Source organism: Streptomyces sp. NPDC101151 (assembly GCF_044768335.1).
GTDB lineage: Bacteria > Actinomycetota > Actinomycetes > Streptomycetales > Streptomycetaceae > Streptomyces.
On record NZ_JBIWPP010000026.1, the window covers coordinates 1 to 26,888 of the forward strand.

Genomic DNA, 26,888 nt, shown 5'->3' on the forward strand with positions numbered 1-26,888 from the left:
CCTGGTTGAACTGCTCGCTCGACATGATCTGCAGACCCGGCCGGGCCAGCTCGGCGCGCATCAGCAGCGCCATGACGCCACCGATCAGGAAGAACGCGAACGAGGTGACCAGATAGAGCGTGCCGATCGTCTTGTGGTCGGTGGTCGTCAGCCACTTCACCACGACATTGCCGGGCTGCTTGCGCCTGACCGGCAGCTCGTTCTCGTACGAGTCCTCAGCTGCCGCGGCACCCTGGGGTTCGTTGAGGATGCTCACAGGTTGTTCGTCTCCCGGTTCTTCTCGTGCGGCGTCTGCGCGATGCCGGCGGGAATGTAACCGGTCTGCCCCTTCTTGGCGAGGTCCTTGAGGTGCTGCTCGTAGCGCTCGGGGGAGACGACCTTCACGTTGAACAGCATCCGGGAGTGGTCGACGCCGCAGAGTTCTGCGCACTTGCCGAGGAAGGTGCCCTCGTGGTTGGGGGTCACCTGGAAGGCGTTGGTGTGGCCCGGGATGACGTCCTGCTTCATGAGGAACGGCACCACCCAGAACGAGTGGATGACGTCACGCGAGGTCAGGACGAAGCGGACCGTCTTGCCTTCGGGAAGCCAGAGCGTCGGACCCGGGTTGCCGGTCTGCGGGTTCCGCGTGCCGGGCGTACCGACGTCGTAGACACCGCCGGCGTTCGCGGGGAACTCCTTCTTGAACCGGTCCGGAATCGCGTTCAGGTTCTTGTCGGTCTTGGCGTTGCCGGTGGAACCGGGGACGTCCGCGATGTAGTTGAAGCCCCAGCTCCACTGGAAGCCGACCACGTTGACCGTGACGTCGGGCTTCTTGGAGAGGTCCAGGAGCTTCGTCTCGTCACGGGCCGTGAAGTAGAAGAGCACCGAGATGATGATGATCGGGACCACCGTGTACAGCGCCTCGATCGGCATGTTGTACCGGGTCTGCGGAGGTACCTCGACCTTGGTGCGGCTGCGCCGGTGGAACATGGCGCTCCACAGGATCAGGCCCCACACCAGCACGCCGACGGCGAGCGCGGCAGCCCAGGAGCCCTGCCACAGGGAGAGGATCCGCGGAGCCTCTTCCGTGGTCGGGGTGGGCATGCCAAGGCGGGGGAAGTCCTTGTATGTGCAACCGGTTGCGGTCGCCAGGACCAGGCCCGCGGTCATTGCCTGCAGCAGCTTCCGCCGCATCGGGCGCCGCGGCGAGCGGTCGGAGCCGTTGGGACTCACGTAGCGCCTTCCCGAGAGTCTCGCCCGCGCGGTCGGCTGCGGCCTTCTCGCTGGTCGGTCGCCGCCCTGCGTCGGGCAGGGGTTTGGATGTTTATGCGGACCAAACCCTAGCCGACGCCCTCCGGGCGTTCGCGGGGAGGGGGGCATACGCGCCGCCGGTCACTCCTTAAGGGTGGGATTGGGAGCCCAATAGCTCGGGTTGTTGCGGTTTGGCGTGCGGGTGCGGGGTGCGTTGTGGCTGGTCGCGCCGTTCCTCGCGCCCCTTGAGGTCGGCTGCTCCACCGAAGATTTACCGTTGCTGTGTGTCCTACTTTGACGCCGCGTCCGGCGCTCCCCTTCACCCCGTGGCCCGGCAGGCCTTGTTGGCCTCTCTGGACGAGGGGTGGGCCGATCCCGCTCGGCTGTACAGGGAGGGGCGGAAGGCGAGGATGCTGCTCGACGCCGCTCGGGAGGCGGTCGCCGAGGCGGTGGGGTGCCGGGCCGACGAGGTGGTGTTCACCTCCTCCGGGACGCGGGCCGTACACACCGGTGTCGCGGGGGCGTTGGCCGGGCGGCGGCGGGTCGGACGCCACCTGATCGTGTCAGCCGTCGAACACTCCTCGGTACTCCATTCGGCGGAGGCGTTCGAGGCACAGGGCGGTGCGGTGAGCACGGTGGCCGTGGACCGGGCCGGAGCGGTGGACCCGTCGGCCTATGCGGCCGCCCTCCGGCAGGACACCGCGCTGGCCTGTCTGCAGTCCGCCAATCACGAGGTCGGGACCGTGCAGCCGGTGGGCGAGGTGGCCGAGGTGTGCCGGGCGGCGGGGGTGCCGTTGCTGGTGGACGCCGCGCAGTCGCTCGGATGGGGGCCGGTCGAGGGCGGCTGGTCGCTGCTGGCGGCGAGCGCGCACAAGTGGGGCGGACCCTCGGGGGTGGGACTGCTCGTCGTACGCAAGGGCGTGCGGTTCGCGGCGCAAGGGCCGCTGGACGAGCGGGAGTCGGGACGGGCAGCCGGGTTCGAGAACCTTCCGGCGATCGTCGCGGCCGCGGCCTCCCTGCGGGCGGTGCGGGCCGAGGCGGCCCAGGAGGCGGTACGGCTGCGGGAGCTGACGGAGCGGATCCGGGCCCGGGTGCCGGAGCTGGTGCCGGACGTGGAGGTGGTGGGCGATGCCGAGCGACGACTGCCGGGGATCGTCACCTTCTCCTGTCTCTATGTCGATGGAGAGGCCCTGCTGCACGACTTGGACCGGGAGGGTTTCTCCGTCTCGTCCGGATCGTCCTGCACGAGCAGCACGCTGACGCCCAGCCATGTGCTGAAGGCGATGGGGGTGCTGAGCGAGGGGAACGTGCGGGTGTCGTTGCCGCCGGGGGTGTCAGCGGCGGAGGTGCAGCGGTTCCTGGACGTGCTGCCGGGGACGGTGGCGGGGGTGCGGGAGAAGCTGGGGGCGCCGGCTCCGGCGACCGTGGTCCGGGCGGAGGAACTGGTCGTCGACTCCCTCGGCAAGCGGTGCCCGATCCCGGTCATCGAACTGGCCAAGGTCATCGGGGACGTCCCGGTGGGCGGCACGGTCCGGGTGCTCTCGGACGACGAGGCGGCCCGGTTGGACATCCCGGCGTGGTGCGAGATGCGGGGGCAGGAGTATGTGGGCGAGGAACCGGCCGAGCGGGGTACGGCCTACGTGGTGCGCAGGGTGAGCTGAGGGGGCGGCCGCGCCCCCGAGGGGGCGCGGGGCTGTGCTGACATGCGGCTGCGGCCGCGTGGGCGCGATCAGCCCCCACGCGGCCGCAGCCGCACCCGACGGCGGAGCTCAGCGAAGGTGGCTGCGGACCTCGTCCGCCGCCTCGTCCCCGTACGCCTTGGTGAACCGGTCCATGAAGTGACCGCGCCGCAGCTGGTACTCCTGCGTGCCCACCGTCTCGATGACGAGGGTCGCCAGCATGCAGCCGACCTGGGCCGCGCGCTCCAGGGAGACGCCCCAGGCGAGGCCGGACAGGAAGCCCGCGCGGAAGGCGTCGCCGACACCGGTGGGGTCGGCCTTGCGCTCCTCCTCCGCGCAGCCGACCTCGATCGGGTCCTCGCCGGACCGCTCGATCCGCACGCCCTGAGAGCCGAGCGTGGTGACGCGGTGGCCGACCTTGGACAGGATCTCGGCGTCGGTCCAGCCGGTCTTGGACTCGATGAGCCCCTTCTCGTACTCGTTGGAGAAGAGGTACGTCGCCCCGTCCAGCAGTATCCGGATCTCCTCGCCCGCCATCCGGGCGATCTGCTGGGAGAAGTCGGCGGCGAACGGGATGTCCCGGGAGCGGCACTCCTCCGTGTGGCGGAGCATCGCCTCCGGGTCGTCGGCGCCGATCAGGACCAGGTCGAGGCTGCCGACGCGGTCGGCGACCGTCTTCAGTTCGATGAGGCGGGCCTCGCTCATCGCGCCGGTGTAGAAGGAGCCGATCTGGTTGTGGTCGGCGTCGGTGGTGCACACGAAGCGGGCGGTGTGCAGGGTCTCGGAGATTCGGACCGAGTCGGTGTCCACGCCATGGCGGTCGAGCCAGGCCCGGTAGTCGTCGAAGTCGAAGCCGGCGGCTCCGACCAGGATGGGCTGTGTGCCGAGCTGGCCCATGCCGAAGGCGATGTTCGCGCCGACGCCGCCCCGGCGTACGTCCAGATTGTCGACCAGGAAGGAGAGCGAGACCGTGTGCAGCTGGTCCGCGACGAACTGGTCGGCGAAGCGGCCGGGGAAGGTCATGAGGTGGTCGGTGGCGATGGAGCCGGTGACTGCGATGCGCACGACAGACATTCTCCTGCGGGAGGCTGGATTGACAGTTCACGCTACCCGTTCGGGGCGGGCCACTGAAGCTGGCAAAACTACCCGATAGTAGATCTTTCTTCGCGAGGCTCGACGTGCCTACGGTGCCGTCATGACGAACCTCAAGGTCAACTGTCCCGCTCCGGCCGACCTCGAAGGCGATCTCGCCTCGCTGCGCGGGGACTGCGCCCGGATGGCCGCGCACTGGTCGGTTCCCGAGCATGCGGGCTCCCGGCCGGTGCCGCCGTCGCTGATCCACGGGGTGACCGTGCCGGTGCGCTCGGCCAGGCTGCTGGACGCCATGTCGGACTACGGCGACTGACGTCAAGGGCGCACAGCCGGGAACCGCACGCTCCCCTGGCACGTCCCATCGCCGTCCCCCGTGCCGGGGGCGTGGGACACGATCCAGCGAGGAGCGATGCGGTGAACACCGAGCGACCCGAGAATCCCGAGGAGCCCGAGGTTTCCGAGGTTTCCGAGGTCTCTGAGGCCTCCGAGGTCTCCGGGGCCGCAGAGCGCGCCGAGGAGCCCGGGACCTCCGGGGCGGCAGAGAGCGCCGAGAAGTCCGAGGCCGCCGACAGCGCCGAGGAACCCGAGGTCTCAGGGACCAGCGAGGCAGCCGGCCACGTCGGCGAGGTCGGCGAGGTGCGCGCGGGCGGTGACGTCGGTGACGCGAGCCCCGGTGAGCGGTCCGGGCGGCGCCGCTCCCCCATGGTCGTCCTGTCGGTCGCGGCGGCCGTCCTGCTGGTCGCGGGCGGGAGTGCCTATCTCGCCGCGAGCAATGGCCCGGACGGCCGTACGAGTGCCGGCGGGTCCGGGAGCGGCGCCACTCCCCCGCCCCTCGTCCTGGACACGTGGTCGCAGGGCGGCACGGGCGAGATCGCACCCGGTGAGCCGGACCCGTACGGCGTGAGGTACGTCGCCGCGGGACAGCTGCCCGACGGTCCCGGCTCGGCGCCGGTGTACGCGCCGAAGGGCCAGGTCGGCAAGGACGAGGTGGCCCGGCTGGCCGAGGCCCTCGGGATCGACGGGACGCCCGTGGCCGAGGGGCCGAGCTGGCGGGTCGGCGGTGGCAAGGACGGGTCCGGACCGACGCTCCAGGTGAACAGGGACGCCCCGGGCAACTGGACCTTCAGCCGGTACGCGCCCGGTACCGACAACTGCCGCAAGATCACCGTCTGCACGCAGGACCCGGGGGCCCCGGCCGGCGAGCCGGTGAGCGTCGCGGTCGCCGAGAAGGCGGCGGCGCCGGTGCTGAAGGCACTCGGGCAGGACGACTCGAAGATCGACGCGAGCCAGATCATGGGCGCACAGCGGGTGGTCGACGCCGATCCGGTGGTGGGCGGGCTGCCCACGAACGGCTGGACGACCGGCCTGACCGTCGACAAGCAGGGGGACATCATCGGCGGCCACGGGCTGCTGGCGGCCCCGGCCAAGGGGGACACGTACCCCGTGCTGGACGCGAAGAAGACGCTGGCGCTGATGAACACCGCGCACCGGCACGGCCACCGGATGGGCATCGGCGGCTGCGCCACTCCCGTCCCTCTGAAGAACCGGCTGGAGCAGCCGTGCTCCGCCGCCTCCTCCACACCGGCGCCCGAGGCGGCCGCGGTCACCGTGGAGAAGGCCGTGTTCGGGCTGGCCACGCAGTCCGTGGCCGGGCGGCAGACGCTGGTGCCGTCCTGGTTGTTCGAGGTACGGGGTACGGCGGCGCGGGGCATGTCCACGGTGACGTATCCGGCGGTGGACCCGAAGTACCTGGCGACGCCGTCGGCGTCGGCGCCGTCCTCGGAACCGACCTCGGCACCCCGGACACATGACGTGAAGGTCGACGGCTACAGTGCCGACGGCCGCGAGCTGAACGTGAGCTTCACGGGCGGGGTGTGCTCCGACTACAAGGCGTCGGCGAAGGAGAGCGCCGGCCGGGTGACGGTGACGGTGACCTCGAAGTCCTGGCCGGACAAGATCTGTGTCGCCATGGCCAAGATGTATGTGCAGACCGTACGGCTGGACGCGCCCCTCGACGGCCGGAAGGTGGTCGCCACCGACGGCAGGCAGATCCCGAAGGCGAAGCCGGGGGCGCTGCGACCGCAGGCCCGCCGGCCGGCCGACGGACACTGACGGACGCAGAAAGGCGGCGGCCCCGCTGAGGGGACCGCCGCCTTTCGTGTGTCCGTCAGCCCGTCAGGCCGTGGCCGGATCAGCTGAAGGAGTCGCCGCAGGCGCAGGAGCCCGTCGCGTTCGGGTTGTCGATCGTGAAGCCCTGCTTCTCGATGGTGTCCACGAAATCGACGGTGGCACCGCCCAGGTAGGGAGCGCTCATGCGGTCGGTGACGACCTTGACCCCGCCGAAGTCCTTCACGACATCGCCGTCGAGCGAGCGCTCGTCGAAGAAGAGCTGGTAGCGCAGGCCGGAGCAGCCGCCGGGCTGGACGGCGACACGCAGGGCGAGGTCGTCACGGCCTTCCTGGTCGAGCAGGGCCTTGACCTTGGACGCGGCGGCGTCGGTCAGGACGATGCCGTCGGTGACGGTGGTGGTCTCGTCCGATACGGACATCTACATCTCTCCCGGGTTGTACGGAGACTGCTTGCCGACGAGTGCAACCGGCGTTTCCGCGGATTCATTCCGGGCCGGGCATTCGCGTGGTCGCGTTTTTTGCTTGTGTCCTCATGCTCGCACATGCCCGAAAGGGCGGACAGCGACCCGAAGAGGGACCCGCGGGACACGGGCGGGATTCATGTCACATCGACGCTATGCGCATCGTCAAAGTGACGTGAACCGGTTATGATAGATAGCGTCAGTTAGACGAAAAGTAGAAAGGGTGCGTGTCGTGACCACCGCCCAGACCCCGGACCTCGACGTACAGCCGACTCCGCTCGCCCTGCTGCTTCTCGGCCGTGAGGCCGACCCGAAGAGTGAGCGGGGTGTCGAGTGCCCCGGCGACCTGCCCTCACCGTCCGACCCCGATCTGGTCGAGCGTGCCCGCGCGGCCAAGGAGAAGCTCGGTGACAAGGTCTTCGTGCTCGGCCATCACTACCAGCGCGACGAGGTCATCCAGTTCGCCGATGTCACGGGCGACTCCTTCAAGCTGGCCCGGGACGCGGCCGCACGCCCGGAGGCCGAGTACATCGTGTTCTGCGGTGTGCACTTCATGGCCGAGTCGGCGGACATCCTGACGTCCGCCGACCAGAAGGTCGTCCTGCCGGACCTGGCAGCCGGCTGCTCCATGGCCGACATGGCCACGGCCGAGCAGGTCGCCGAGTGCTGGGACGTGCTGACCGAGGCGGGCATCGCCGACCAGGTCGTGCCGGTCTCGTACATGAACTCCTCGGCGGACATCAAGGCGTTCACCGGCAAGCACGGTGGCACCATCTGCACCTCGTCGAACGCCAAGCGCGCCCTCGACTGGGCCTTCGAGCAGGGGGAGCCCTCGGCAACAAAGGTGCTCTTCCTGCCCGACCAGCACCTGGGCCGCAACACCGCGGTGCGGGACATGGGGATGTCCCTGGACGACTGCGTGGTCTACAACCCGCACAAGCCGAACGGCGGCCTGACGGCCGAGGAGCTGCGGGCCGCGAAGATGATCCTGTGGCGCGGTCACTGCTCGGTGCACGGCCGCTTCAGCCTGGACTCCGTGAACGACGTGCGCGAGCGCATCCCCGGTGTGAACGTCCTGGTGCACCCCGAGTGCAAGCACGAGGTCGTGGCCGCGGCGGACTACGTCGGCTCGACCGAGTACATCATCAACGCCCTGGAGGCGGCCCCGGCCGGCTCCAAGTGGGCCATCGGCACGGAACTGAACCTGGTCCGCCGCCTGGCGAACCGTTTCGCGCCCGAGGGCAAGGAGATCGTCTTCCTCGACAAGACGGTCTGCTTCTGCTCGACCATGAACCGCATCGACCTGCCCCACCTGGTCTGGGCCCTGGAGTCCCTGGCCGAGGGCAACCTGGTCAACCGCATCGAGGTCGACCAGGAGACGGAGGCCTTCGCCAAGCTGGCGCTGGAGCGGATGCTGGCACTGCCGTAGCCGTTCGCGATCTGTCCGGCGTCGATGTGCGTGCTCACGTCGACGCCGGTTTCCGTTCCGGGTGTGCCGGATCGAGGGTGAAGATCGTGCCGTCGGGGGTCGTCACCACCAGCGCACCACCGTTGAACAGCAGCTCCGACGAGTGGTAGTCACCGCTGACCGGGATGTCGGCGCGCGGGTAGGACTCCCACAGCAGGTGGCCGGTGCGGGCGTCGAGGGCCGCGACCCGGCCGCTCGCGCTGGGCACGAACACACTGCCGCGCCCGTCGGCGACCGGCGCGGCCGGCCGCTCCAGGGTCGTGGGGGTCTGCCACAGCCGCTTGCCGGTCAGCGGCGACAGGGCGGTCATCCGGCCGCCGGCGGCAGCGAAACAGAGCACCCCGTGCGTCACCGTCACCCGCCCGCTGTACTCCCCGTCCAGCGTGCGGGTCGTGCGGGTACCGGCCCGGGGGTCGATCAGCTCGACGCGGGCGTACGGGTTGTCCTGCGCCGTCGGGTCGCTGGATCGCCGGCCCACGAAGACCAGCCGTCCGTCCAGGGTCCCGGCGTATGCCGCCCCCTCCGGCGGTGCCGACGCCGCGCGCCGGGCGGAGCCGTCCGCCAGGTCGACGGCGATCAGCCGCCGCTGGACGCCCGAGGGGGTGTGGTAGCCGGTGCAGTCCACGTACAGGGCGTCACCGGCGCTGAGGAAGTCGCAGCCGTAGCCGGTCGGCACGGTCGTCGTCGACCAGCGCGCGGAGCCGTCGCGCGGGGACCGCGCCGTCACGGTCGGACCGTCCAGGGTCAGGACCAGACCGCCGACGAGCACAGCGGGAGCGAGGTCGTCCCGCATCGGACGGGACCACATCCGCCTGCCGTCGGCGGCGCGGAACGCGACGACGGAGGCCGCAGTGTCGTTGGCCGCCGTGTTCAAGACGCTCTCGCGCACGAGTACGACACCCTCGTGCACCCCGATGACCATGCTGTTGTAGCGGTTCGGCTCGAGACCCGGGGGGTCGGTGTCGGCACGCCAGAGCACGCGGCCGGTGACGGCGTCGACCCGGACCGGCAGGGTGCTGTTGCCCCCGCAGTAGACCGACCCCGCGCTCAGCGCGCAGGAGGGCTGCCCGGCGGAATCGGGACCTTGCGGCGCCCGGGGCCGCTGCACGCCCCGGGCGGCGGCCGCCAGCACCGTCGTCTGCCAGGGACGCCAGCCGCCCGGGAGGTCGCCCCAGCGGGTGGCCGCGGGACTCGGCGAGCCGCCCCCCTCGGCCGTGTCGCCGCCTCCGAGCGGTCCCAGCAGATAGGCCATGAGTACGGCCACCAGCACGCCCACCACCCCGGCGAGAAGCGGCAGCCGGCGGTTGCGCGTGCGCGGCGCGGAGGCACCGTGCACCGCCTCACCCTCCGCCGGCGCCGGGCCGGCGCCCGGAGCCGAGGACGAGGACGGGGCGGCCCGGGCCGGCTCCGCGAGGCGGGTGGGTTCAGGGTCCTCGGGGCGTTGCGGAACGGTGGGTGTCTCGTCGGAGGGCGACTCCGGCAGAGCCACGGCGAACTCGCCCGCGAGGGTGTCGAGTCCGGGACGGGCCGCCGGGTCCTTGGCCAGGCACCGGGACAGGACCGTGCGCAGGGGCTCGGTGACCGCCGCCAGGTCCGGCTCCTCGTTCATGACCCGGTACGCCGTCAGATAGGGGTTGTCGGCGTCGAAGGGGCCGCGGCCGGTCGCGGCGAACACCACCAGGGCGCCGAGGGAGAAGACGTCCGAGGCGGGCCCCACCGAGCGGGCGTCCGCGAGCTGTTCCGGGGACATGAAGGGCGGGGTGCCCATCATGTGCCCGGTCTCGGTCAGCGTCTGGTTCTCCGCCGCGCGCGAGATGCCGAAGTCGATGACCCGGGGACTGTCCTCGGCCATCAGGACGTTGGCCGGTTTGAGGTCGCGGTGCACGACACCGGCCCGGTGGATGTCGCGCAACGCCTCGACCAGCCCGAGCGCGAGGCGCCGCAGTTCGGCGCCCCGCAGCGGGCCGTCGGCCCGGATGCCCGCGGAGAGCGAGCGTCCGGGCACGTACTGGGTCGCCATCCAGGGCCGGGGCGCCTCCGGGTCCGCGTCCACGACCGGCGCGGTGAAGGCGCCGCTCACCTTGCGGACGGCCTCGATCTCCTGCCGGAAGCGGGCGCGGAAGACCGCGTCCCCGGCGTACTGGGCGTGCACCACCTTGACGGCGACCTCACGGCCCGACCGGGATCTCGCCCGGTAGACCACACCCATGCCACCGGCCCCGAGCCGGTCGACGATCCGGTACCCACCGAGCGCGTCGGGGTCACCCTCGTGCAATGCCACCGCCCCGTTCCCCCTCCCCCGCAGAGCAGTTCGAGATCACAGGATATGAAAGCCCTGTGCGGGAGGGGACGCCGGTGCGGGCTTCTCAGACTCCCGCGGGCTCCGGCTCGTCGGCGGCGGACTGCGCCGGGAGCGCTGTGCCCTTCTTCGCGGCCCGCTTCTTCGCGCGGCGCTCCTTGCGGAGTTCCAGCATCGCGTAGAGCGTCGGGACGAGGAGCAGGGTCAGCAGCGTCGACGAGATCAGACCGCCGATCACGACCACGGCCAGCGGCTGGGCGATGAAGCCGCCCTCGCCGGTGACCCCCAGGGCCATCGGGAGCAGGGCGAAGATCGTCGCCAGGGCCGTCATGAGGATCGGGCGGAGCCGGTGGCGGCCGCCCTCCACCACGGCCTCGACGACGCCGTAGCCCTGCCTGCGGTACTGGTTGATCAGGTCGATCAGCACGATCGCGTTGGTCACCACGATGCCGATGAGCATCAGCATGCCGATCATCGCCGGGACGCCCATCGGGGTGCCGGTGGCGACGAGGAGGCCGATGGCGCCCGTCGCCGCGAACGGGATCGAGACCAGCAGGATCAGCGGCTGGACGAGCGAGCGGAACGTCGCGACCAGCAGCATGAAGACGATCGCGATCGCCGCCAGCATGGCCAGGCCCAGGTTCTTGAACGCGTCGTCCTGGTCCGAGGTCACACCGCCGATCTGCGCCTCGGCGCCCGCCGGGAGCTTCAGGGCCTTGATCTTCGACTGGAGCTGGGTGCTGACCGCGCCCGTGTTGTCCCCGGTCGGCTTGGCCGTGATGGTCGCGGCACGCCGGCCGTCGATGCGGGTCATCGACACCGGCCCGTCCACCAGCTTCACGGTCGCGATGTCACCGAGCTTCACCGTGCCGAGGCGCAGCGCCTTCAGCTGGGCCAGGGTGGTGGCGGGCTTGGCCGACTTCACGACGACGTCGCGCTCGGTGTCGTCGAGAATCGCCTTCGCCGCCGTCGTACCGCGCACGGCCTGGGCGACCGCGGCGCCGAGCTTCTGGTCGTCGAACCCGGCCGCGGCCGCGTCGGCGTTGGCCTTGACCGAGATGCGCGGCACGCTCTGGGCGAGGTCGCTGGTGACGTCCGTGACGTCGTCGAGGCCGGCCACGGTGGAGCGCACCCGGTCGGAGGCCTCCCGCAGCACCTGCGGGTCGGCCGCCTTGACGACGACGCTGAGGTCCTGGTTGCCGAAGCCGTCACCGGCGGACACGGTGGTCGTGCCGATGCCCTTGAGCTTCTTCAGCCCGTCCTCGAGGTGCTGCTGCACGTCGGCGTAGGACGCCGAGTCCTTCAGCATGACCTGGTACGACGCCTGGTTGGTGTCGGTGCCGCCGCCGAAGGCCGCCATGAAGCCGGAGGAGCCGACGGTGACCTGGTAGTCCTTGACGCCCTCGGTGGAGGCGAGCAGCTTCTCGACCTTCTTGGCCTCGGCGTCGGTGGCCGTGAGGCTGGTGCCGGGCTTCAGCTCCTGCTTGACGGTGAGGACTTCCTGGTCGCCCTGGTCGAAGAAGTTCGTCTTCAGCAGTCCGGACATGCCGAACGTGACGACGAGGACCACGATCGCGATCAGCACGCTGGTGAGCCTGCGGCGGGTGGCGAAGCGCAGGACGGGGACGTAGAGGCGCTGGAGGCGGCTCTTCGCCTCCTTCTCCTCGGCCCGGCGGCGGGCCTCCTCGGCGTCCTCGGGAGTGCCCTTGGGGGCGCGCAGGAACCAGTACGACAGGACCGGTACGACCGTCAGCGAGACGAGGAGGGAGGCCAGCAGGGCCGCCGTCACCGTGATGCTGAACGAGCCGAACAGGGCGCCCACCATGCCGCCGACCAGGCCGATCGGCAGGAACACGGCGACCGTGGTGAGGGTGGAGGAGGTGACCGCGCCGGCCACCTCGCGCACCGCGCCCAGGATCGCTTCCTTGCGCTCCTCGCCGTAGCCGAGGTGCCGCTTGATGTTCTCCAGGACCACGATCGAGTCGTCGACGACCCGGCCGATGGCGATGGTCAGCGCGCCCAGGGTGAGCATGTTCAGGGACAGACCGCGGGTCCACAGCACGATGAGCGCGAGGACGACGGACAGCGGGATGGACACCGCGGTGACCAGCGTGGAGCGGATCGAGGCGAGGAAGACCAGGATGACCAGGACCGCGAAGAGCAGGCCGAGGCCGCCTTCCGTGGTCAGGCCCTTGATGGACTTGGACACCGCCGGGCCCTGGTCGCTGACGACCGTGAGCTTCGCGCTCGCGCCGAGGTCCTGGCGCAGCTCGGGCAGCTTGTCCTTGACCGCGTTCGAGATGGAGACCGCGCTGCCGTCGTGGTCCATGGTGACGTTGACGGCGAGGCTGGGCCGGCCGTCGGTGCGGGTGATGGAGTCGGCCGGGGCCGGCCGTTCCGTCACGGTGGCCACGTCGCCGAGGCGTACGGGCTTCTTCGCGCCCTCGCCGGTGACCATCAGGTTCTGGATCTGCTTCAGCGAGGTGAAGCCGCCGCCGACCTGGACGGTGCGGTTGGCGCCGTCCTCGTCGAAGGAGCCCGCCGGGACGGTCGCGCCGCCCGCCTGCAGGGCCTGGCCGAGGGCGGCGGAGGTGAGGCCCGCCCGCGCGAGCTTCGCGTCGTTCGGGGTGACGGCGACCTGGACGTCGCGGACGCCGGTGACCTGGACACGGCCGACGCCGTCGATGTCCTTCAGGGCCGGTACGACCGTCTTGTCGAGCTGGTCGTCGAGGGCCTGCTGGTCCTTGTCGGAGGTGACGGCGAGGACCACGGTCGGCATGTCGTCCGTGGAGCCGGAGACGACCTGCGGGTCCACGTCGTCCGGCAGCTGGGCGCGGGCCCGGTTGACGGCCTGCTGGACGTCGGAGACGAGCCGCTTGGTGTCGTTGCCGTAGTCGAAGGACGCCATGATCACGGCGTTGCCCTCGCTCGCGGTGGAGGTGACACCGGTGATGCCGTCGACGCCCTGGAGGTTGTCCTCGATGGGCTCGATGACCTGCTTCTCGACGACGTCCGGTGCGGCGCCCTGGTAGGGCGCTATGACCGACACCACGGGCAGTTCGATGGTGGGCAGCAGTTGCTGCTTGATCTGGGGTATCGCGATCAGCCCGAAGACGAGCGCGATGAGCGACATCAGGCCGATCAGGGCCCGTTGCGCGAGGCTGAATCTCGACAGCCAGGACATGGGTCAGGGTCTCTCTTCTGTGAGCGGCAGAAGCTGCAGAAGCTGCTGCGGGGCGCACAGGCGAGCGCCCACTCCACCACCCTGAGCCATGCCGGACGGCCATTCCGTAGGCCCCAGGTCCAGTTCCTTATCCGGCTCCTACTCCGCGCGCAGTACGCGCGGGTGGAGATCAGTCCATCCTCGGACGTACCAGCCCCGACTCGTAGGCGATGACGACGAGCTGGGCCCGGTCCCGGGCGCCCAGCTTGGCCATGGCCCGGTTGACGTGCGTCTTCACCGTCAGCGGGCTGACTTCGAGGCGTTCGGCGATCTCGTCGTTGGAGTGGCCGCCGGCGACCTGGACGAGTACCTCACGCTCCCGGCCGGTGAGCGCGTCGAGCCGCTCGGAGCGGGCGGGGTCGCGGCCGTCCTCGTCGCTGTCGCCGTGGGCGAGGAAGCGGGCGATCAGGCCCTTGGTGGCGGCCGGGGACAGCAGCGCCTCGCCGCCCGCGGCGACCCGGATGGCGTTCAGCAGTTCCTCGGGTTCGCTGCCCTTGCCGAGGAAGCCCGAGGCGCCGGCGCGCAGGGACCGGATCACATAGTCGTCGACCTCGAAGGTGGTCAGGATGACCACGTGGACGTGGGCGAGGGACGGGTCGGCGCTGATCATGCGGGTGGCGGCGAGGCCGTCGGTGCCGGGCATCCGGATGTCCATGAGGACGACGTCGGGGCTGTGCTCCTTGGCCTGCCGGAGCGCCTCGGAGCCGTCGGAGGCCTCCCCCACCACCTCCATGTCGGGCTCGGAGTCGACCAGCACCCGGAAGGCGCTGCGCAACAGTGCCTGGTCGTCGGCGAGCAGGACACGGATCGTCATGCGGGTTCCCCCGGGGCCGTCGTACGGGTCTTGACCGGCAGGATCGCATGGACGCGGAAGCCGCCGCCGTAGCGGGGTCCGGTGGTCAGGGTGCCGCCGAGGGCGGTGACCCGTTCCCGCATGCCGAGCAGCCCGTGCCCGCCGCCGGCCCCGGGCTCACCGGCCGGGCCCGCGCCGTCGTCCAGGACGGTGACCTCGATGTTCGGTCCGACGCGTACGACGCTGACCTCGGCCTTGGCGTCGGTGCCGGCGTGCTTCTGCACATTGGTCAGGGCTTCCTGGACGATCCGGTAGGCGGCCAGGTCGACGGCGGCCGGGAGTCCGGAGCCCTGGTCGGTGCGGGCCACCTCGACGGGGAGTCCGGCGCTGTGGAAGGTGCCGACGAGGTCCGCGAGGCGGCTGAGGCCGGGGGCGGGTTCGGTGGGTGCCTCGGGATCGCCGGACTGACGGAGCAGGCCGACGGTGGCCCGCAGTTCGTTGAGCGCGCTGCGGCTGGCCTGGCGGACGTGGGCGAGGGCCTCCTTGGCCTGGTCGGGCCGCCTGTCCATCACGTGGGCGGCGACTCCGGCCTGCACGTTGACCAGGGCGATGTGGTGGGCGACGACATCGTGCAGATCGCGGGCGATGCGCAGCCGTTCCTCGGCGACCCGGCGGCGGGCCTCCTCCTCGCGGGTTCGTTCGGCCCGTTCGGCGCGCTCCCGGATGGCCTGGACGACCGCGCGGCGGCTGCGCACGGCGTCTCCGGCGGTGGCGCCGATGCCGGTCCAGGCGAGCACGCCCAGGTTCTCCTGGGCGTACCAGGGAAGGGAGCCGCCGAGCATGGCGGCGGCGGTCAGCACCGTCATGGTGAGCAGGCCGACCCGCCAGGTGGTGGTGCGGTCGGTCCTCGACGCGACGGTGTAGAGGGCGACCACGGCGGACATGGAGACCGGGGCACGCGGGTCGCCGGTGAAGAACTCGATCAGGGAGACGGTGCCGGTGACGGCGAGGACCGTCTTCGGGGCGCGGCGGCGGAAGACGAGCGCCGCGGCACCGAGGGTCATCAGGACGAGACTGAGCGGGTCCGGGCTGCGGACGCCCCAGGTGACGCCGTTCTCCCCGCGGGGCACCACGAAGGATCCGACGACCATGCACACCAGCACACCCGCCGCGATGGCCGCGTCCAGCGCGAGGGCGTGGGCCTTGAGGCGGCACCGGGCGCGTTCGAGAGTGCTCACCCTGTGAACAGTACGGGGCCGGACGAAGGGCCGGAACGGAGCGGGGCACAGCTCACCCGCCGTCAGTTGTCGGGCGGTGTTCGTGGCCGGGACGTCCGGCGGACGCCCGGTGTTGGCCGGATCTGCTCAGCCTTCTCGTCGGCATTCGCGCCGCCCGGCCGGATGCGTCCTGTCGACGAAAGGCAGCCGACGTGCGCCCTTCCTCCCCGCCGTCCCGCCGTGTGCTCTGGCCGGTCGCGGCCCTCGCGCTGGTGTCGGCCACGGGTATGGTCACCACCCCTGCTCAGGCCGTCAGCTACGGCACACCGACGATCAAGCTGTCGTCGGCCTATCTGTCGGGCGCGGTCGGCAGCACCGGCGACCCGGCGGTCACCGTGACCGTCGCGCAGAGCGGTGCGGACGCCTCGGCGCTGACGGTGACGGCCTCCAAGAGCAGCCGTACGGCCGTGGCGGCCACCTCCGACGTGCGGGTCACGGGCACCGGAAGCGGCCGTGCCGTCTCGGTCACCGCGCACGCCCAGGGCTATGCGGACCTCACGCTGAAGGTGACGGGGCTCGGCGGCAGGACGGCCACCACGACCCTGCACTACGCCGCCTCCCCCGCGGTCCAGCGCTCGGCCGACGCCCGCTATCTGACCGGCGCCTCGGACGCCTCCGCGGCGGTGGACGTCGGGGGCGGGTACGTCGTCGTCGCCAACGACGAGGACAACACGCTGCGCCTGTACGACGGCTCGGCCTCCGGCGCCCCGGTGAGGACCTGGGCCCTGGACAGCGCGCTGGACGCCGACAAGGAGGTCGACATCGAGGGCGGGACCCGCGTCGGCAGCACGATCTACTGGACCGGTTCGCTGGGCAACAACAAGGACGGCGAGTACAAGGCCGACCGCAACACGGTCTTCACCACCACCGTCTCCGGCTCGGGCGCGGCCACCACGCTCTCCTTCGGCAGCGCCGGGCACGGCCTGCGCGACGACCTGGTGGCCTGGGACGAGGCGAACGGCGACCGGTACGGCTTCGCCGCGGCGACAGCCGACGGGCAGGTCCCGAAGCAGGTGGACGGCTTCAACGTGGAGGGCCTGGAGTTCGCCCCGGGCTCCACCACCACCGCCTACGTCGGCTTCCGCGCCCCGCTGGTGCCGCCGCGGTCGGGCGGCAAGGCGCTGATCGTGCCGGTGACGAACATGGACCGGGTGGTCCGCGGTACGAAGGCCACGTTCGGTACGCCGGTCGAGCTGGACCTCGGCGGGCTGTCCGTCCGCGACCTGCGCAGCAACGACAAGGGTCAGTTCCTGATCCTGGCCGGGTCCTGGGCGGCCGACGACAACAGCGACCCGTACGCCCTGTACTCATGGGACGGGATCGCCGGGCACCAGCCGGTGAAGGTGCTGGAGCTGCCCACGTCGGACGCGGGCGGCTGGGAGTCCATCGTGGCGGTGCCCGACCTGACCGTCCCGGGCGCCCGGGTGCAGCTGATCACCGACGACGGGGACGCCGACCTCTACGGCGACGGCACGGACGCGAAGGACCTCTCCCACCCGGAGTGGCAGAAGTCCCGCACCACCTGGTTCACCCTGAGCTGACCCGGCCGGGCCGAGCCCGGGATCAGCCCGGGATCAGCCCGTCGTCGCTGAGCATGTCCCGGACTTCGTCGAGCGTCGCGTCCGGGGACGGAAGGATCAGCTCCGAGGGTTCCAGCGAGTCGTCCGGCAGCGGGGTGCCGTACTGGCGGACGGCGTCGAGGAGTGCGGAGAGCGTGCGGCGGAAGCCCTGTTCGTCGTCGCTCTCCATCTCCTCGAGCAACTCGTCGTCCAGCTTGTTCAGCTCGGTGAAGCGGGAGTCGTCCAGCTTCACCTGCCCCTCCCCCATGATCCGTACGATCACGTCGGCCTCCTCGGCTCGGGGTTCCGGCGCCGGACTACTGCTTGTCGAAGCGCGGGGTGTCCTGCGGCTGCTGCTGGGACTGCGGCCGGCCGGTGCCGCCCTCGATCGCCTGCTGGGAGGTGCCCCCAGCCAGCTCGGCCTTCATGCGCTGCAGTTCCAGCTCTACATCCGTACCACCGGAGAGCCGGTCCAGCTCGGCGGCGATGTCGTCCTTGGCCATGCCCGTGGGGTCGTCGAGGGCACCGGAGGCGAGCAGTTCATCGATGGCGCCGGCGCGGGCCTGGAGCTGCTGCGTCTTGTCCTCGGCACGCTGGATGGCCAGGCCGACGTCGCCCATCTCCTCGGAGATGCCCGAGAAGGCCTCGCCGATGCGGGTCTGGGCCTGGGCGGCGGTGTAGGTGGCCTTGATGGTCTCCTTCTTCGTACGGAAGGCGTCCACCTTGGCCTGGAGACGCTGGGCCGCGAGGGTGAGCTTCTCCTCCTCGCCCTGGAGCGTGGAGTGCTGCGTCTCGAGGTCCGTGACCTGCTGCTGGAGAGCGGCGCGGCGGGACAGCGCCTCGCGGGCCAGGTCCTCGCGGCCGAGCGCGAGCGCCTTGCGGCCCTGGTCCTCCAGCTTGGAGGACTGCTGCTGCAACTGGTTGAGCTGGAGTTCGAGGCGCTTGCGGGAGGTCGCCACGTCGGCGACGCCGCGGCGCACCTTCTGCAGCAGCTCCAGCTGCTTCTGGTACGAGTAATCGAGGGTCTCGCGCGGGTCCTCGGCCCGGTCAAGGGCCTTGTTCGCCTTCGCGCGGAAGATCATCCCCATACGCTTCATGACACCGCTCATGGGCTTCGCGCGCCCCCTTCTGACGGACTCCAGCTCACAGATCCTGCGACAGAACCCACAGTACGGGCCCTGACTCCATTACCGCACTGTTCGGGGAGTGATGCGCTCATCCCCAAGGACGACTGCGGACGGTATCGCTCCGGCGTGAGGAGTAGGTGGACTTCCGGGTGAGCCCCTCGGGGCCCTTCGGTGACCGCCGGGTGAAGCGTCTGCAACGTCCCCTCTGTCCCCCTACAGACGTCCGGTGTTGCGGGATCGTTCCCCGGCCGGCTGGGGTCCATGCCGGTGAAGCCCGTACCCTTGGGTTTTGTGTTCCGTAGCCGTGCCAAGGAAGAGAAGGCCACCGCCGACAAGGCGGGCGTGACCGACTCCAAGCAGCCCCGAGACCCGCAGGCCCCGAAGGGCAGGCCGACGCCCAAGCGCAGTGAGGCCCAGTCCCAGCGCCGCAGCGTCGCCAACACCCCGACGACCCGCAAGGACGCCGCCAAGCGGCAGCGCGAGGAGCGTCGCCAGGCGCTGGACCGCCAGCGCCAGGCGCTGGCGGGCGGCGACGAGCGCTATCTGCCCGCCCGGGACAAGGGCCCGGTCCGCAAGTTCGCGCGCGACTGGGTCGACTCGCGGTTCAACGTGGCGGAGTTCTTCCTGCCGCTGGCCGTGGTCATCCTGGTGCTGAGCGTGGTGCGGGTGCCCCAGATCCAGGCCATCGCGCTGTGGCTGTGGCTCGTCGTGATCGTGCTGATCGTGCTCGACGCGGCCGTCAGCGGCTTCCGGCTGAAGAAGCGGCTGGCCGCGCGCTTCCCGGACCAGAACCGCCGGGGCGCCGTCGCCTACGCCCTGATGCGCTCCCTCCAGATGCGCCGGCTCCGGCTGCCGAAGCCGCAGGTCAAGCGCGGAGAGCGGCCCTGAGCGCAGACGCCTTCACCGGGGGTGCGGCCGAGTCCTGGCTGAACAAGCTGGGCCGGCTGCGTGATGTCGTCCGACAGGAGCTGGTGGCCCGGCAGGTCGACGAGCAGATAGCCGGGCGGTTCCCGGTCGGGCAGCGGCTGCGGGTGCTCGACGTGGGCATGGGCCAGGGCACGCAGGCACTGCGGCTGGCCCGGCTCGGGCACCAGGTGACCGGGGTCGAGCAGGACGCGACGAAGATCGCGGCCGCACGCGAGGCGCTCGCCGGTGAGCCGGAGGGCATCCGCGAGCGGTTCCGGCTGGTGCAGGGCGACGGACGGGACACCGGCGTGCACTTCCTGCCGGGCAGCTTCGACGTGGTGCTGTGCCACGGCGTTCTGATGTACGTCGAGGAGCCCGACCCGCTGGTGGCGGGTCTGGCCCGGATGCTCGCGCCGGGCGGGCTGCTGTCGCTGCTGGTGCGCAACGGCGACGCGCTCGCCATGCGGCCGGGCCTGTCCGGGGACTGGGCGGGCGCGCTGGCCGCGTTCGACACCACCGCCTACCTCCCCCATTCTCGAATCGACCCGAACGGGGGGACCACCCTCCGCCCCGGCCTCGGTGTCCGGGCCGACCGGCTGTCGGCGCTCACCGCCACGCTCGCCGGCATCGCCGCTCCGCTGCACGCCTGGTACGGCGTGCAGGTCTTCACCGACACGGCTGCGGACGACGCACGGATCCCGGACGACCTGGAGACCCTGCTGGCGGTCGAGGAGCGGGCCGGGCGGACGGATCCGTACCGGGGGGCCGCGGCGCTGCTGCATCTGTGCGGGGTGCGCGGCTGAGTCCGCCTCCGCACGGAGTACGGACCGGGCCCGTTCGGGCGTACACGGCAGGCCCGGACATTCGCCCCGAAGAGAGACTCGGGGCATGGACGCTTCCCGTACCCGTGCCCTCCGGCGGGGCGCCTTCGTGCCCGCGCTCGTCTGTTCCGCGCTCCTGATCGCCGCCTGCACGGCCCCGGAGTCACCGGGGAAGGAGGACGGCTCGACCACCCGGGCGGGCCTCCTCACGGACGCGGCCGACCTGCAGAACCAGTATCTGAAGGTCATCAAGGAGGTCCTGCCGTCGGTCGTGCAGATCGAGGCGAGCCGTGACCTGGGCTCCGGGGTGGTGTTCGACGACCAGGGGCACATCGTCACCAACGCGCACGTGGTCGGCTCCGAGAAGACCTTCAAGGTGACCACGGCCCACAACGAGCAGCCGCTCACGGCCCGCCTGGTGTACTCGTACCCGGAGCAGGATCTCGCGGTCATCAAGCTCGACAAGGTGCCGGCCGGGCTGAAGCCGGCGACGTTCGGGGACTCCGAGAAGGTGCAGGTCGGCCATATCGTGATGGCCATGGGCTCGCCGCTCGGGCTGTCGTCCAGCGTGACCCAGGGCATCGTCTCGGCGACCGGACGGACCGTCAGCGAGGGCCGTTCGGGCGGCGGTACGGGCGCCACCATCGCGAACATGGTGCAGACGTCGGCCGACATCAACCCCGGCAACAGCGGTGGCGCCCTGGTCAATCTCGAGGGGCAGGTCGTCGGCATCCCGACGCTCGCGGCCACCGACCCCGAACTCGGCGGCAGCGCGGCGCCCGGTATCGGGTTCGCCATCCCGGCGTCGATGGTGAAGACGGTCGCCGACCAGATCGTCAAGAGCGGCAAGGTCGTCGACTCGGGGCGGGCCGCGCTCGGCCTCACCGCGCGGACGGTCGTGGACGAGAGCTACCAGCCGGCCGGGGCCGCCGTGGTCACCGTCAAGAGCGGCGACGCGGCCGACAAGGCGGGGCTGCGGCCCGGTGACGTGATCACCAAGGTGGGCGACACGCCGGTCACCACCACGACGGAGCTGTCCGAGGCGCTGGCTGCGGACAAGCCGGGGCAGAAGACGACGGTGACCTACGAGCGCGACGGCGCCGCCAAGACGGCGGAGGTGACGCTGGGTGAGCAGTGAGGAGGGCGGCCCCTCCTCACCCCCCGATCGGGCTACGAGGCGTCGGCGTGCAGGCTCATCGGGCCGTAGATCTCGGTGCTCTCCTCGAACAGTCGCACCTGGTCGGCGCCGCCCTCCCGCAGCTCCTTCCAGTGCTCACCGATCCAGGACTCGGCGTCCCCCTGCGTGGTGAACTCCTCCGGCTGCACCGCGGGCTGGACCTCCGTCCCGTCGGCCTTCTCGAACCGCCACGTCCATGCCGTCATGTGGGCCTCCTTGTGATCCAACTCCTGCCCCCGCAGCCTAGCCGGATGCGCAAGACCTGCTGGGACGGGTGAAAATCGGTTCGTGGAAGTGACTCTGCTCGGCACCGGTGCCCCCGCGGGACTGCCCCGCCCCGACTGTCCCTGTGCCGTCTGTGCGACGGCGCTGGGGCCGGATGCGCGGGCGGCGACCGCGCTGCTGGTGGACGGGACGCTGCTGCTCGACCTGACGCCCGGGGCGGCCTTCGCGGCCGCGCGGTCCGGGCATTCGCTGGGCGGGGTACGGCAGGTGCTGCTGTCGCATCCGCACGACGGTCCGGCGGTGGAGGTGCCGGCCGCGCTGCCGCAGCCCGGCCGGGTGCCGGACGGGCGGGAGTTGGTGCTGCTGACGGGGCATCGGGTGCGGGCCGTGGCGATGGACGCGGGCGGCACCGGGTACGCGGTGAACGGGCCGGACGGGCAGCGGCTGCTGTACCTGCCGCCGGGCGGGGCGCCGGCCGGTCTCGAGGAGTCGGCGGCGGAGCCGTACCAGATGGTTCTCGCCGATGTCGTGGGACGCCCGGACGCACTGGCCCGGCTGCGGGCGGTCGGCTCGGTCGGGCCCACCACGGACGTCGTCGCCGTCCATCTCGACCACGACGTGCCGCAGGGCGCGGAGTTGCGGCGGCGGCTCGCGGCGGCCGGTGCGCGGGCGGTGCCGGACGGTACGACGCTGGCGGTCGGGGCGTACGAGGAGGTGCCGGACGTGCCGCGCCGGACGCTGGTGCTGGGCGGCGCGCGGTCGGGTAAGTCGGTGGAGGCCGAGCGGCGTCTGGAGGCCTTTCCCGACGTGCTGTACGTGGCCACGGGCGGGACGCGGGGCGGGGACAACGAGTGGGCGGCGCGGGTGGCCGTGCACCAGGAGCGGCGGCCGGGGTCGTGGCACACGGCGGAGACGACGGATCTGGTGCCGTTGCTGGGCGAGGACGGGCCTCCGGTGCTGATCGACTGTCTGTCGTTGTGGCTGACGGATGTCATGGACTCCGTGGGGGCGTGGGACGACGCGGAGTGGGCGGGGGGCGGGGAGAAGGCGCTGCGCGAGCGGGTGCTGGAGCTGACGTCGGCCTTGCGGGCCGCTCGCCGGACCGTGGTGGCCGTGTCCAACGAGGTGGGGTCGGGGATCGTGCCGGCGACCGCTTCAGGGCGCCGCTACCGGGATGAACTCGGCCGGCTGAACGCGGCGTTCGCGAGCGAGTGCGAGCAGGTGCTGCTGGTGGTGGCGGGGCAGGCGCTGGTGCTGCGGGGCCGGGCCGACGGATCCTAGGGCCTGTCCCGGGTGGATCAGCGGTCCTTGCGGGCCACGACGCGGTACGCGTTGGAGAGGCGGGAGTGGTGGGCGAGGGGGGCCAGGATGTGGTCCAGGGCCGAGGCCAGGGCGAGGACAGGGGTGGCTGTGGCCCTGAGGAAGGGGGGGACGTGGGCCAGGGCCAGGCAGAGGGCCGCTGACAGGTCGTAGGGGACATGGGGGGCCTTGCGGTCCGTGACCAGGATCGTGCAGCCCTGGGTCTCCAGTTCCGCGCGGAGGTTGGCCAGGGGCACCAGGTGGAGATGGCGGGGCTGGCCGTAGGGGAACCACCACTTGCCGAGGAGTCTCGCGAACGCGCAGCGCGGGTCGGGGACTTCGACGACGAGATGGCCGCCCGGGCGCAGGACGGTGAGGGCGGCGCGGAGTTCGGCGCGCGGGTCCGGGGCGTGTTCCAGATGGTGGAACATGCTGACCACGTCGTAGCGGGCGCGCAGGCGGGCCGCCGTCCCGCGGGTGGTCAGATAGCCGCGGTGGGCCTCCTCGACCCGGCCCTCCAGCAGGGCCTGCTCCACCCGGGCGGTCGGGTCCAGGCCGTCGAAGCTGGTGTACGGGAAGTACTCCTTCGCCGCCTCGGGGAAGCGGGCGTGTCCCGTGCCCACGTCCAGCCAGCTCTCCGGTTCGCGCAGCTCCGACAGCGCGTGGGCGGTGGCGCGGTGCCGACGCCGGACCGCTCGGGCGGAGAGGATGCGCCCGGCGAACTCCTCCAGGTGTCTTTCGTAGAAGTCCCGGTGGTAGAAGGCGAATCCCTCCGCCGTGAGCCGGGGGTTCTGGAAGGCGTGGGCGCAGTCGGCGCACTCGTCGAGGACGAAGGTGCCCGGCCGGTGGCGCAGCGGGTCCGGGGCGCGCAGCCGGGTCCGCAGCCGGGGGGAGCCGCACCAGGGGCAGTCCGCGCGGCGCGGCTCCTGAAAGGGGTCGCGCGCTTCGGTGACCCGCGGGGTGGTGGGCGAGGGCTGCATGGGGGCTCCCTTTGCGACATTCCGATGCAAACCGGAACGTATGGGATACCGATCTGAGGTGCAACGACGTCGTGGCCGTGTGGTGGCGGTGTGGCGCGGAAGCGTTCGTTCGCTGGCGGTACTGTTCGGCGAATGAGCAGCCTTAATCTGGACGACTTCTCCGATCTGATCGAGCGCCCGGACGGGGGCGTACGCCGTGACGCCGAGGCCCGGCGCGAGCGCCAGATCGTGCCGCCCGGGTCGCTCGGGCGCCTGGACGAGCTGGGCGAATGGCTGGCCGCCGCGCAGGGCGCCGTACCGGTACGGCCGGTCGAACGGCCTCGGGTGGTGCTCTTCGCCGGTGACCACGGCATCGCCGAACTCGGCGTCTCCGCACGGCCCGCGGGCAGTGCCGAGCAGCTGGTGCGGGCGGTGCTGGAGGGCGGCAGCGCGGTGTCGGTGCTCGCGGGCCGCCTCGACGTGCCCGTGCGCGTCGTGGACATGGCCCTGGACTGCCCGCAGGACGCCTTCCCGGAGGATGTCGTACGGCACCGGGTGCGGCGCGGCAGCGGTCGTATCGACATCGAGGACGCGCTGACCGCGGACGAGGCCGAGGCGGCCTTCCGGGCGGGCGTGGCCGTCGCCGACGAGGAGGCCGACTCGGGGACGGATCTGGTGGTGCTCGGCGATGTGAGCGTGGGCGGTACGACGGCCGCCGCGGTGCTGGTCGCCGCGCTGTGCGGGACCGACGCCTCCGTGGTGACCGGGCGGGGCGGGCTCGCCATCGACGACCTGGCGTGGATGCGCAAGTGTGCGGCGATCCGGGACGCGCTGCGGCGGGCGCGGCCGGTGCTCGGGGACCAGTTGCAGCTGCTCGCGACCGTGGGCGGGGCCGATCTCGCCGCGATGACCGGGTTCCTTCTGCAGTGTGCGGTGCGGAAACTGCCGGTGATTCTGGACGGTGTGGTGGCCGCCGCGTGTGCGCTGGTCGCTCAGCGGGTTGCCTTCCGGGCGCCGGACTGGTGGCTGGCCGGGCACGACAGCGGCGAGCCGGGGCAGGCGAAGGCGCTGGACCGGATGGCGCTGGAGCCCCTGCTGGAGCAGGGCGTGAAGGTCGGCGAGGGCGTGGGTGCACTGCTCTCGCTGCCGCTGGTCCGGGCCGCGGCGGCGCTGGCCGCGGAGCTTCCCGAGCAGGAGCCGGAGAAGGAGCAGGAGCAGGAGCAGGAGCAGGAGGCGGAGCAGGAGAAGGAGTAGCCGGACGGGTCACGGCGGACCGGAGTGCGCACACCACGGCAGCCGGAAAAGAATGGTTCGCCGGGACAGCCCCCATATGATCCTCCTCCATGGGAGATGCCCGAATTGCCGTGGAGCAGCAGGCCGAGCCGGAGCGGCGGTCCACAAGAGCCTCCCGCCGGGCCGCCGCCTTTGCCCTCTGGTATCTGCGGGCCGTCGCCTTCATCAACTTCCTGAGTGCGGTCTGGGTCTCGCTGGGCCAGGACGTGCGGCGGCACAACCAGGAGAACTACTTCACGCCGTATCTGCTGACGGCCGGCTTCGCCTCGGGCGTGTTCACCGCGTTCCTGGCCATCACCATGCGCCGGCGCAAGCGGGCCGCGTGGATCCTGAACCTGGTGCTGAGCGGGTCGTTCCTGGCCCTGCTCGCGTTCGCCATGGCGTTCCCGGAGATCCGGCGGTACCCGCAGAACTGGGTCTCCCTGGTGGTGACGGCCGCCTTCGTCGGGGCGCTGCCTGCCGGGCGCCGCGAGTTCTACGCCAAGGGTGACCGGACCAACCCGCGGCTCGCCGCGACCGTCGCCGTCGGCGGCGGGCTCGTCGCCTCACTGCTCGCCGGGCTGCTGATCACGGTCACCGACCAGGCGCCGGACGCGGCGCGTTCGACGTTCCTGGAGCGCTGGCACTACGGCACCCTCCGGCTGGTCTCGGTGGCCGCCGAGGAGTCCCGCTTCCCCGGTATCGACCCGCCCAACTGGGCCAACGTGGCGATCAACGTGCTCAGCACGCTGCTCGTCCTCACCGTGTTCTACGCCGCCTTCCGCTCCCGGCGTGCCGTCGACCCGCTGACCGAGGACGACGAGAAGCGGCTGCGGGTGCTGCTGGAGCGGCACGGCGAGCGGGACTCGCTCGGCTACTTCGCGCTGCGCCGGGAGAAGAGCGTGGTGTGGTCACCGACCGGGAAGGCGGCCATCGCCTATCGGGTCGTCGGCGGGGTGAGTCTGGCCTCCGGGGATCCGCTGGGCGATCCCGAGGCGTGGCCCGGGGCGATCGTGCCGTGGCTGGTCGAGGCGCGGGCGCACGGCTGGATCCCGGCGGTGATGGGGGCGTCCGAGGAAGCGGGGACGGTCTACGCGCGGCACGGTCTGGACGCGCTGGAACTCGGTGACGAGGCGATCGTGGAGGTGGCCGAGTTCACGCTGGAGGGGCGGGCGATGCGCACCGTCCGGCAGGCGCACAACCGGGTGAAGCGGGCCGGGTACCGGGTACGCATCCGGCGGCACTCGGACATCCCGGCGGACGAGATGGCGTATCTCGTCGAGCGTGCGGACGCCTGGCGGGACGGGGCGACCGAGCGCGGGTTCAGCATGGCGCTCGGACGGCTCGGGGATCCCGAGGACGGGCAGTGCGTGATGCTGGAGTGCACGGACGCCGAGGGCAGGCTGCGCGCGCTGCTCTCCTTCGTTCCCTGGGGGCCGCACGGACTCTCCCTCGACCTCATGCGGCGGGGCCGCGACGTCGACGGCTCTGCCAACGGGCTGATGGAGTTCATGGTCATCGAGCTGCTGCGCCGGGCCGGCGAGATCAAGATCACCCAGGTGTCACTCAACTTCGCCATGTTCCGTTCGGTCTTCGAACGCGGGGCGCGCCTCGGTGCCGGACCGGTGCTGAGGCTGTGGCGGTCGCTGCTCAGCTTTTTCTCCCGCTGGTGGCAGATCGAGTCGCTGTATCGCGCCAATGCCAAGTACCGGCCCATCTGGGAGCCACGGTTCCTGCTCTTCGAGAAGAGCGCGGACCTGCTGCGCATCGGCCTCGCGTCGGCCCGCGCGGAGGGCTTCCTGGGGGCCCTGTCCGACGACAGGACCCACGGCGCCGGGGCTGCCGAAGTGGCTGCACCGCAGACACCTGGACTCACACCGACGAGGAACACG

At 71.5% G+C, this 26,888-nt stretch carries 21 protein-coding genes and 2 pseudogenes; 11 read left to right on the top strand and 12 right to left on the bottom strand.

Translation table 11 applies throughout. The features are described 5' to 3' along the window. Together ACIRU3_RS34065 and coxB are read right to left on the bottom strand one after the other, a co-directional pair. A pseudogene (locus ACIRU3_RS34065) lies at nt 1-256 on the bottom strand (cytochrome ubiquinol oxidase subunit I); the annotation flags it as partial. Next, nucleotides 253-1,212: a cytochrome c oxidase subunit II gene (coxB, locus tag ACIRU3_RS34070; protein ID WP_404064730.1), complete on the bottom strand. Its 960-nt coding sequence runs from the start codon at nt 1,210-1,212 to the stop codon at nt 253-255. The pseudogene ACIRU3_RS34065 and the gene coxB, both read right to left, overlap by 4 nt. Nucleotides 1,213-1,514: 302 nt before the next feature. Between coxB and ACIRU3_RS34075 the strand changes: the two genes are divergently transcribed. Continuing rightward, nucleotides 1,515-2,891, top strand: a complete 1,377-nt coding sequence (locus tag ACIRU3_RS34075; RefSeq protein WP_404064733.1) for a cysteine desulfurase/sulfurtransferase TusA family protein — start codon at nt 1,515-1,517, stop codon at nt 2,889-2,891. 108 nt (nt 2,892-2,999) lie between these two features. On the opposite strand, the gene ACIRU3_RS34080 is transcribed toward ACIRU3_RS34075, so the two are convergent. Next, nucleotides 3,000-3,974, bottom strand: a complete 975-nt coding sequence (locus ACIRU3_RS34080) for a carbohydrate kinase family protein (protein WP_404064735.1) — start codon at nt 3,972-3,974, stop codon at nt 3,000-3,002. 130 nt (nt 3,975-4,104) lie between these two features. On the opposite strand from ACIRU3_RS34080, the gene ACIRU3_RS34085 reads away from it, so the two are divergent. Both ACIRU3_RS34085 and ACIRU3_RS34090 read left to right on the top strand, forming a co-directional pair. Then, entirely contained in the window at nt 4,105-4,314 is a 210-nt protein-coding gene (locus ACIRU3_RS34085) for a hypothetical protein (protein WP_404064738.1), read from the top strand. Nucleotides 4,315-4,415: 101 nt separating this feature from the next. After that, nucleotides 4,416-6,113, top strand: a complete 1,698-nt coding sequence (locus ACIRU3_RS34090; RefSeq protein ID WP_404064741.1) for a hypothetical protein — start codon at nt 4,416-4,418, stop codon at nt 6,111-6,113. 79 nt (nt 6,114-6,192) lie between these two features. Here ACIRU3_RS34090 and erpA read toward each other — a convergent pair whose 3' ends face one another. Continuing rightward, entirely contained in the window at nt 6,193-6,549 is a 357-nt protein-coding gene (gene erpA, locus ACIRU3_RS34095) for an iron-sulfur cluster insertion protein ErpA (RefSeq protein WP_020939558.1), read from the bottom strand. A gap of 274 nt (nt 6,550-6,823) precedes the next feature. Between erpA and nadA the strand changes: the two genes are divergently transcribed. Continuing rightward, nucleotides 6,824-8,020, top strand: a complete 1,197-nt coding sequence (gene nadA / locus ACIRU3_RS34100; RefSeq protein WP_404064744.1) for a quinolinate synthase NadA — start codon at nt 6,824-6,826, stop codon at nt 8,018-8,020. Between the two features lie 34 nt (nt 8,021-8,054). Here nadA and ACIRU3_RS34105 read toward each other — a convergent pair whose 3' ends face one another. The 4 genes from ACIRU3_RS34105 to ACIRU3_RS34120 form a co-directional block, all read right to left on the bottom strand. Then, entirely contained in the window at nt 8,055-10,340 is a 2,286-nt protein-coding gene (locus ACIRU3_RS34105; protein ID WP_404064746.1) for a PQQ-binding-like beta-propeller repeat protein, read from the bottom strand. 85 nt (nt 10,341-10,425) lie between these two features. Then, complete coding sequence (locus tag ACIRU3_RS34110; protein ID WP_404064749.1) at nt 10,426-13,542, bottom strand: efflux RND transporter permease subunit; 3,117 nt, start codon at nt 13,540-13,542, stop codon at nt 10,426-10,428. Nucleotides 13,543-13,711: 169 nt separating this feature from the next. Continuing rightward, nucleotides 13,712-14,395 (bottom strand): response regulator, encoded by a 684-nt coding sequence (locus ACIRU3_RS34115; protein ID WP_404064751.1) that lies wholly within the window; start codon nt 14,393-14,395, stop codon nt 13,712-13,714. After that, nucleotides 14,392-15,612: a sensor histidine kinase gene (locus tag ACIRU3_RS34120; RefSeq protein WP_404064753.1), complete on the bottom strand. Its 1,221-nt coding sequence runs from the start codon at nt 15,610-15,612 to the stop codon at nt 14,392-14,394. The genes ACIRU3_RS34115 and ACIRU3_RS34120 overlap by 4 nt, the downstream gene beginning before the upstream one ends. A gap of 266 nt (nt 15,613-15,878) precedes the next feature. Between ACIRU3_RS34120 and ACIRU3_RS34125 the strand changes: the two genes are divergently transcribed. Beyond that, entirely contained in the window at nt 15,879-17,192 is a 1,314-nt protein-coding gene (locus ACIRU3_RS34125; protein ID WP_404065011.1) for a DUF3616 domain-containing protein, read from the top strand. Between the two features lie 22 nt (nt 17,193-17,214). On the opposite strand, the gene ACIRU3_RS34130 is transcribed toward ACIRU3_RS34125, so the two are convergent. Then, nucleotides 17,215-17,493 (bottom strand): hypothetical protein, encoded by a 279-nt coding sequence (locus ACIRU3_RS34130; RefSeq protein ID WP_404064755.1) that lies wholly within the window; start codon nt 17,491-17,493, stop codon nt 17,215-17,217. A gap of 34 nt (nt 17,494-17,527) precedes the next feature. Then, entirely contained in the window at nt 17,528-18,319 is a 792-nt protein-coding gene (locus tag ACIRU3_RS34135) for a PspA/IM30 family protein (RefSeq protein ID WP_404064758.1), read from the bottom strand. Between the two features lie 279 nt (nt 18,320-18,598). Here ACIRU3_RS34135 and ACIRU3_RS34140 point away from each other — a divergent pair, with 279 nt between their 5' ends. The 3 genes from ACIRU3_RS34140 to ACIRU3_RS34150 all read left to right on the top strand — a co-directional run bounded on the left by ACIRU3_RS34140 (nt 18,599) and on the right by ACIRU3_RS34150 (nt 21,202). Further along, nucleotides 18,599-19,225: a DUF3043 domain-containing protein gene (locus ACIRU3_RS34140; RefSeq protein WP_404064761.1), complete on the top strand. Its 627-nt coding sequence runs from the start codon at nt 18,599-18,601 to the stop codon at nt 19,223-19,225. Between the two features lie 83 nt (nt 19,226-19,308). After that, nucleotides 19,309-20,046, top strand: coding sequence for a class I SAM-dependent methyltransferase (locus ACIRU3_RS34145; RefSeq protein ID WP_404064763.1), 738 nt, complete (start codon nt 19,309-19,311; stop codon nt 20,044-20,046). An 85-nt stretch (nt 20,047-20,131) separates the two neighbouring features. After that, nucleotides 20,132-21,202, top strand: coding sequence for a S1C family serine protease (locus tag ACIRU3_RS34150; RefSeq protein ID WP_404064765.1), 1,071 nt, complete (start codon nt 20,132-20,134; stop codon nt 21,200-21,202). Between the two features lie 32 nt (nt 21,203-21,234). Here the strand turns inward: ACIRU3_RS34150 and ACIRU3_RS34155 are convergent, their stop codons facing one another. Continuing rightward, entirely contained in the window at nt 21,235-21,447 is a 213-nt protein-coding gene (locus ACIRU3_RS34155; RefSeq protein WP_404064767.1) for a hypothetical protein, read from the bottom strand. Between the two features lie 82 nt (nt 21,448-21,529). On the opposite strand from ACIRU3_RS34155, the gene ACIRU3_RS34160 reads away from it, so the two are divergent. Continuing rightward, nucleotides 21,530-22,747: a bifunctional adenosylcobinamide kinase/adenosylcobinamide-phosphate guanylyltransferase gene (locus tag ACIRU3_RS34160; protein WP_404064770.1), complete on the top strand. Its 1,218-nt coding sequence runs from the start codon at nt 21,530-21,532 to the stop codon at nt 22,745-22,747. Nucleotides 22,748-22,764: 17 nt separating this feature from the next. On the opposite strand, the gene ACIRU3_RS34165 is transcribed toward ACIRU3_RS34160, so the two are convergent. Next, on the bottom strand, nt 22,765-23,745 hold the full coding sequence (locus ACIRU3_RS34165; RefSeq protein WP_404064773.1) for a class I SAM-dependent methyltransferase: 981 nt from the start codon (nt 23,743-23,745) through the stop codon (nt 22,765-22,767). Between the two features lie 132 nt (nt 23,746-23,877). On the opposite strand from ACIRU3_RS34165, the gene cobT reads away from it, so the two are divergent. Together cobT and ACIRU3_RS34175 are read left to right on the top strand one after the other, a co-directional pair. Beyond that, a complete protein-coding gene (gene cobT / locus ACIRU3_RS34170) occupies nt 23,878-24,978 on the top strand; it encodes a nicotinate-nucleotide--dimethylbenzimidazole phosphoribosyltransferase (protein ID WP_404064775.1) in 1,101 nt (366 codons plus the stop codon). Nucleotides 24,979-25,067: 89 nt separating this feature from the next. Continuing rightward, nucleotides 25,068-26,877, top strand: a pseudogene (locus tag ACIRU3_RS34175) (phosphatidylglycerol lysyltransferase domain-containing protein); the annotation flags it as partial. Between the last annotated feature and the right edge of the window lie 11 nt (nt 26,878-26,888).

What these genes read in the sequence shown, in the direction of transcription:
- ACIRU3_RS34150 (WP_404064765.1), top strand. Translation starts at nt 20,132, where the DNA reads ATGGACGCTTCCCGTACCCGTGCCCTCCGGCGGGGCGCCTTCGTGCCC.
- ACIRU3_RS34125 (WP_404065011.1), top strand. Translation starts at nt 15,879, where the DNA reads ATGGTCACCACCCCTGCTCAGGCCGTCAGCTACGGCACACCGACGATC.
- cobT (WP_404064775.1), top strand. Translation starts at nt 23,878, where the DNA reads ATGAGCAGCCTTAATCTGGACGACTTCTCCGATCTGATCGAGCGCCCG.
- ACIRU3_RS34155 (WP_404064767.1), bottom strand. Translation starts at nt 21,447, where the DNA reads ATGACGGCATGGACGTGGCGGTTCGAGAAGGCCGACGGGACGGAGGTC.
- erpA (WP_020939558.1), bottom strand. Translation starts at nt 6,549, where the DNA reads ATGTCCGTATCGGACGAGACCACCACCGTCACCGACGGCATCGTCCTG.
- ACIRU3_RS34085 (WP_404064738.1), top strand. Translation starts at nt 4,105, where the DNA reads ATGACGAACCTCAAGGTCAACTGTCCCGCTCCGGCCGACCTCGAAGGC.
- ACIRU3_RS34110 (WP_404064749.1), bottom strand. Translation starts at nt 13,542, where the DNA reads ATGTCCTGGCTGTCGAGATTCAGCCTCGCGCAACGGGCCCTGATCGGC.
- ACIRU3_RS34165 (WP_404064773.1), bottom strand. Translation starts at nt 23,745, where the DNA reads ATGCAGCCCTCGCCCACCACCCCGCGGGTCACCGAAGCGCGCGACCCC.
- ACIRU3_RS34140 (WP_404064761.1), top strand. Translation starts at nt 18,599, where the DNA reads ATGCCGGTGAAGCCCGTACCCTTGGGTTTTGTGTTCCGTAGCCGTGCC.
- ACIRU3_RS34115 (WP_404064751.1), bottom strand. Translation starts at nt 14,395, where the DNA reads ATGACGATCCGTGTCCTGCTCGCCGACGACCAGGCACTGTTGCGCAGC.
- ACIRU3_RS34135 (WP_404064758.1), bottom strand. Translation starts at nt 18,319, where the DNA reads ATGAGCGGTGTCATGAAGCGTATGGGGATGATCTTCCGCGCGAAGGCG.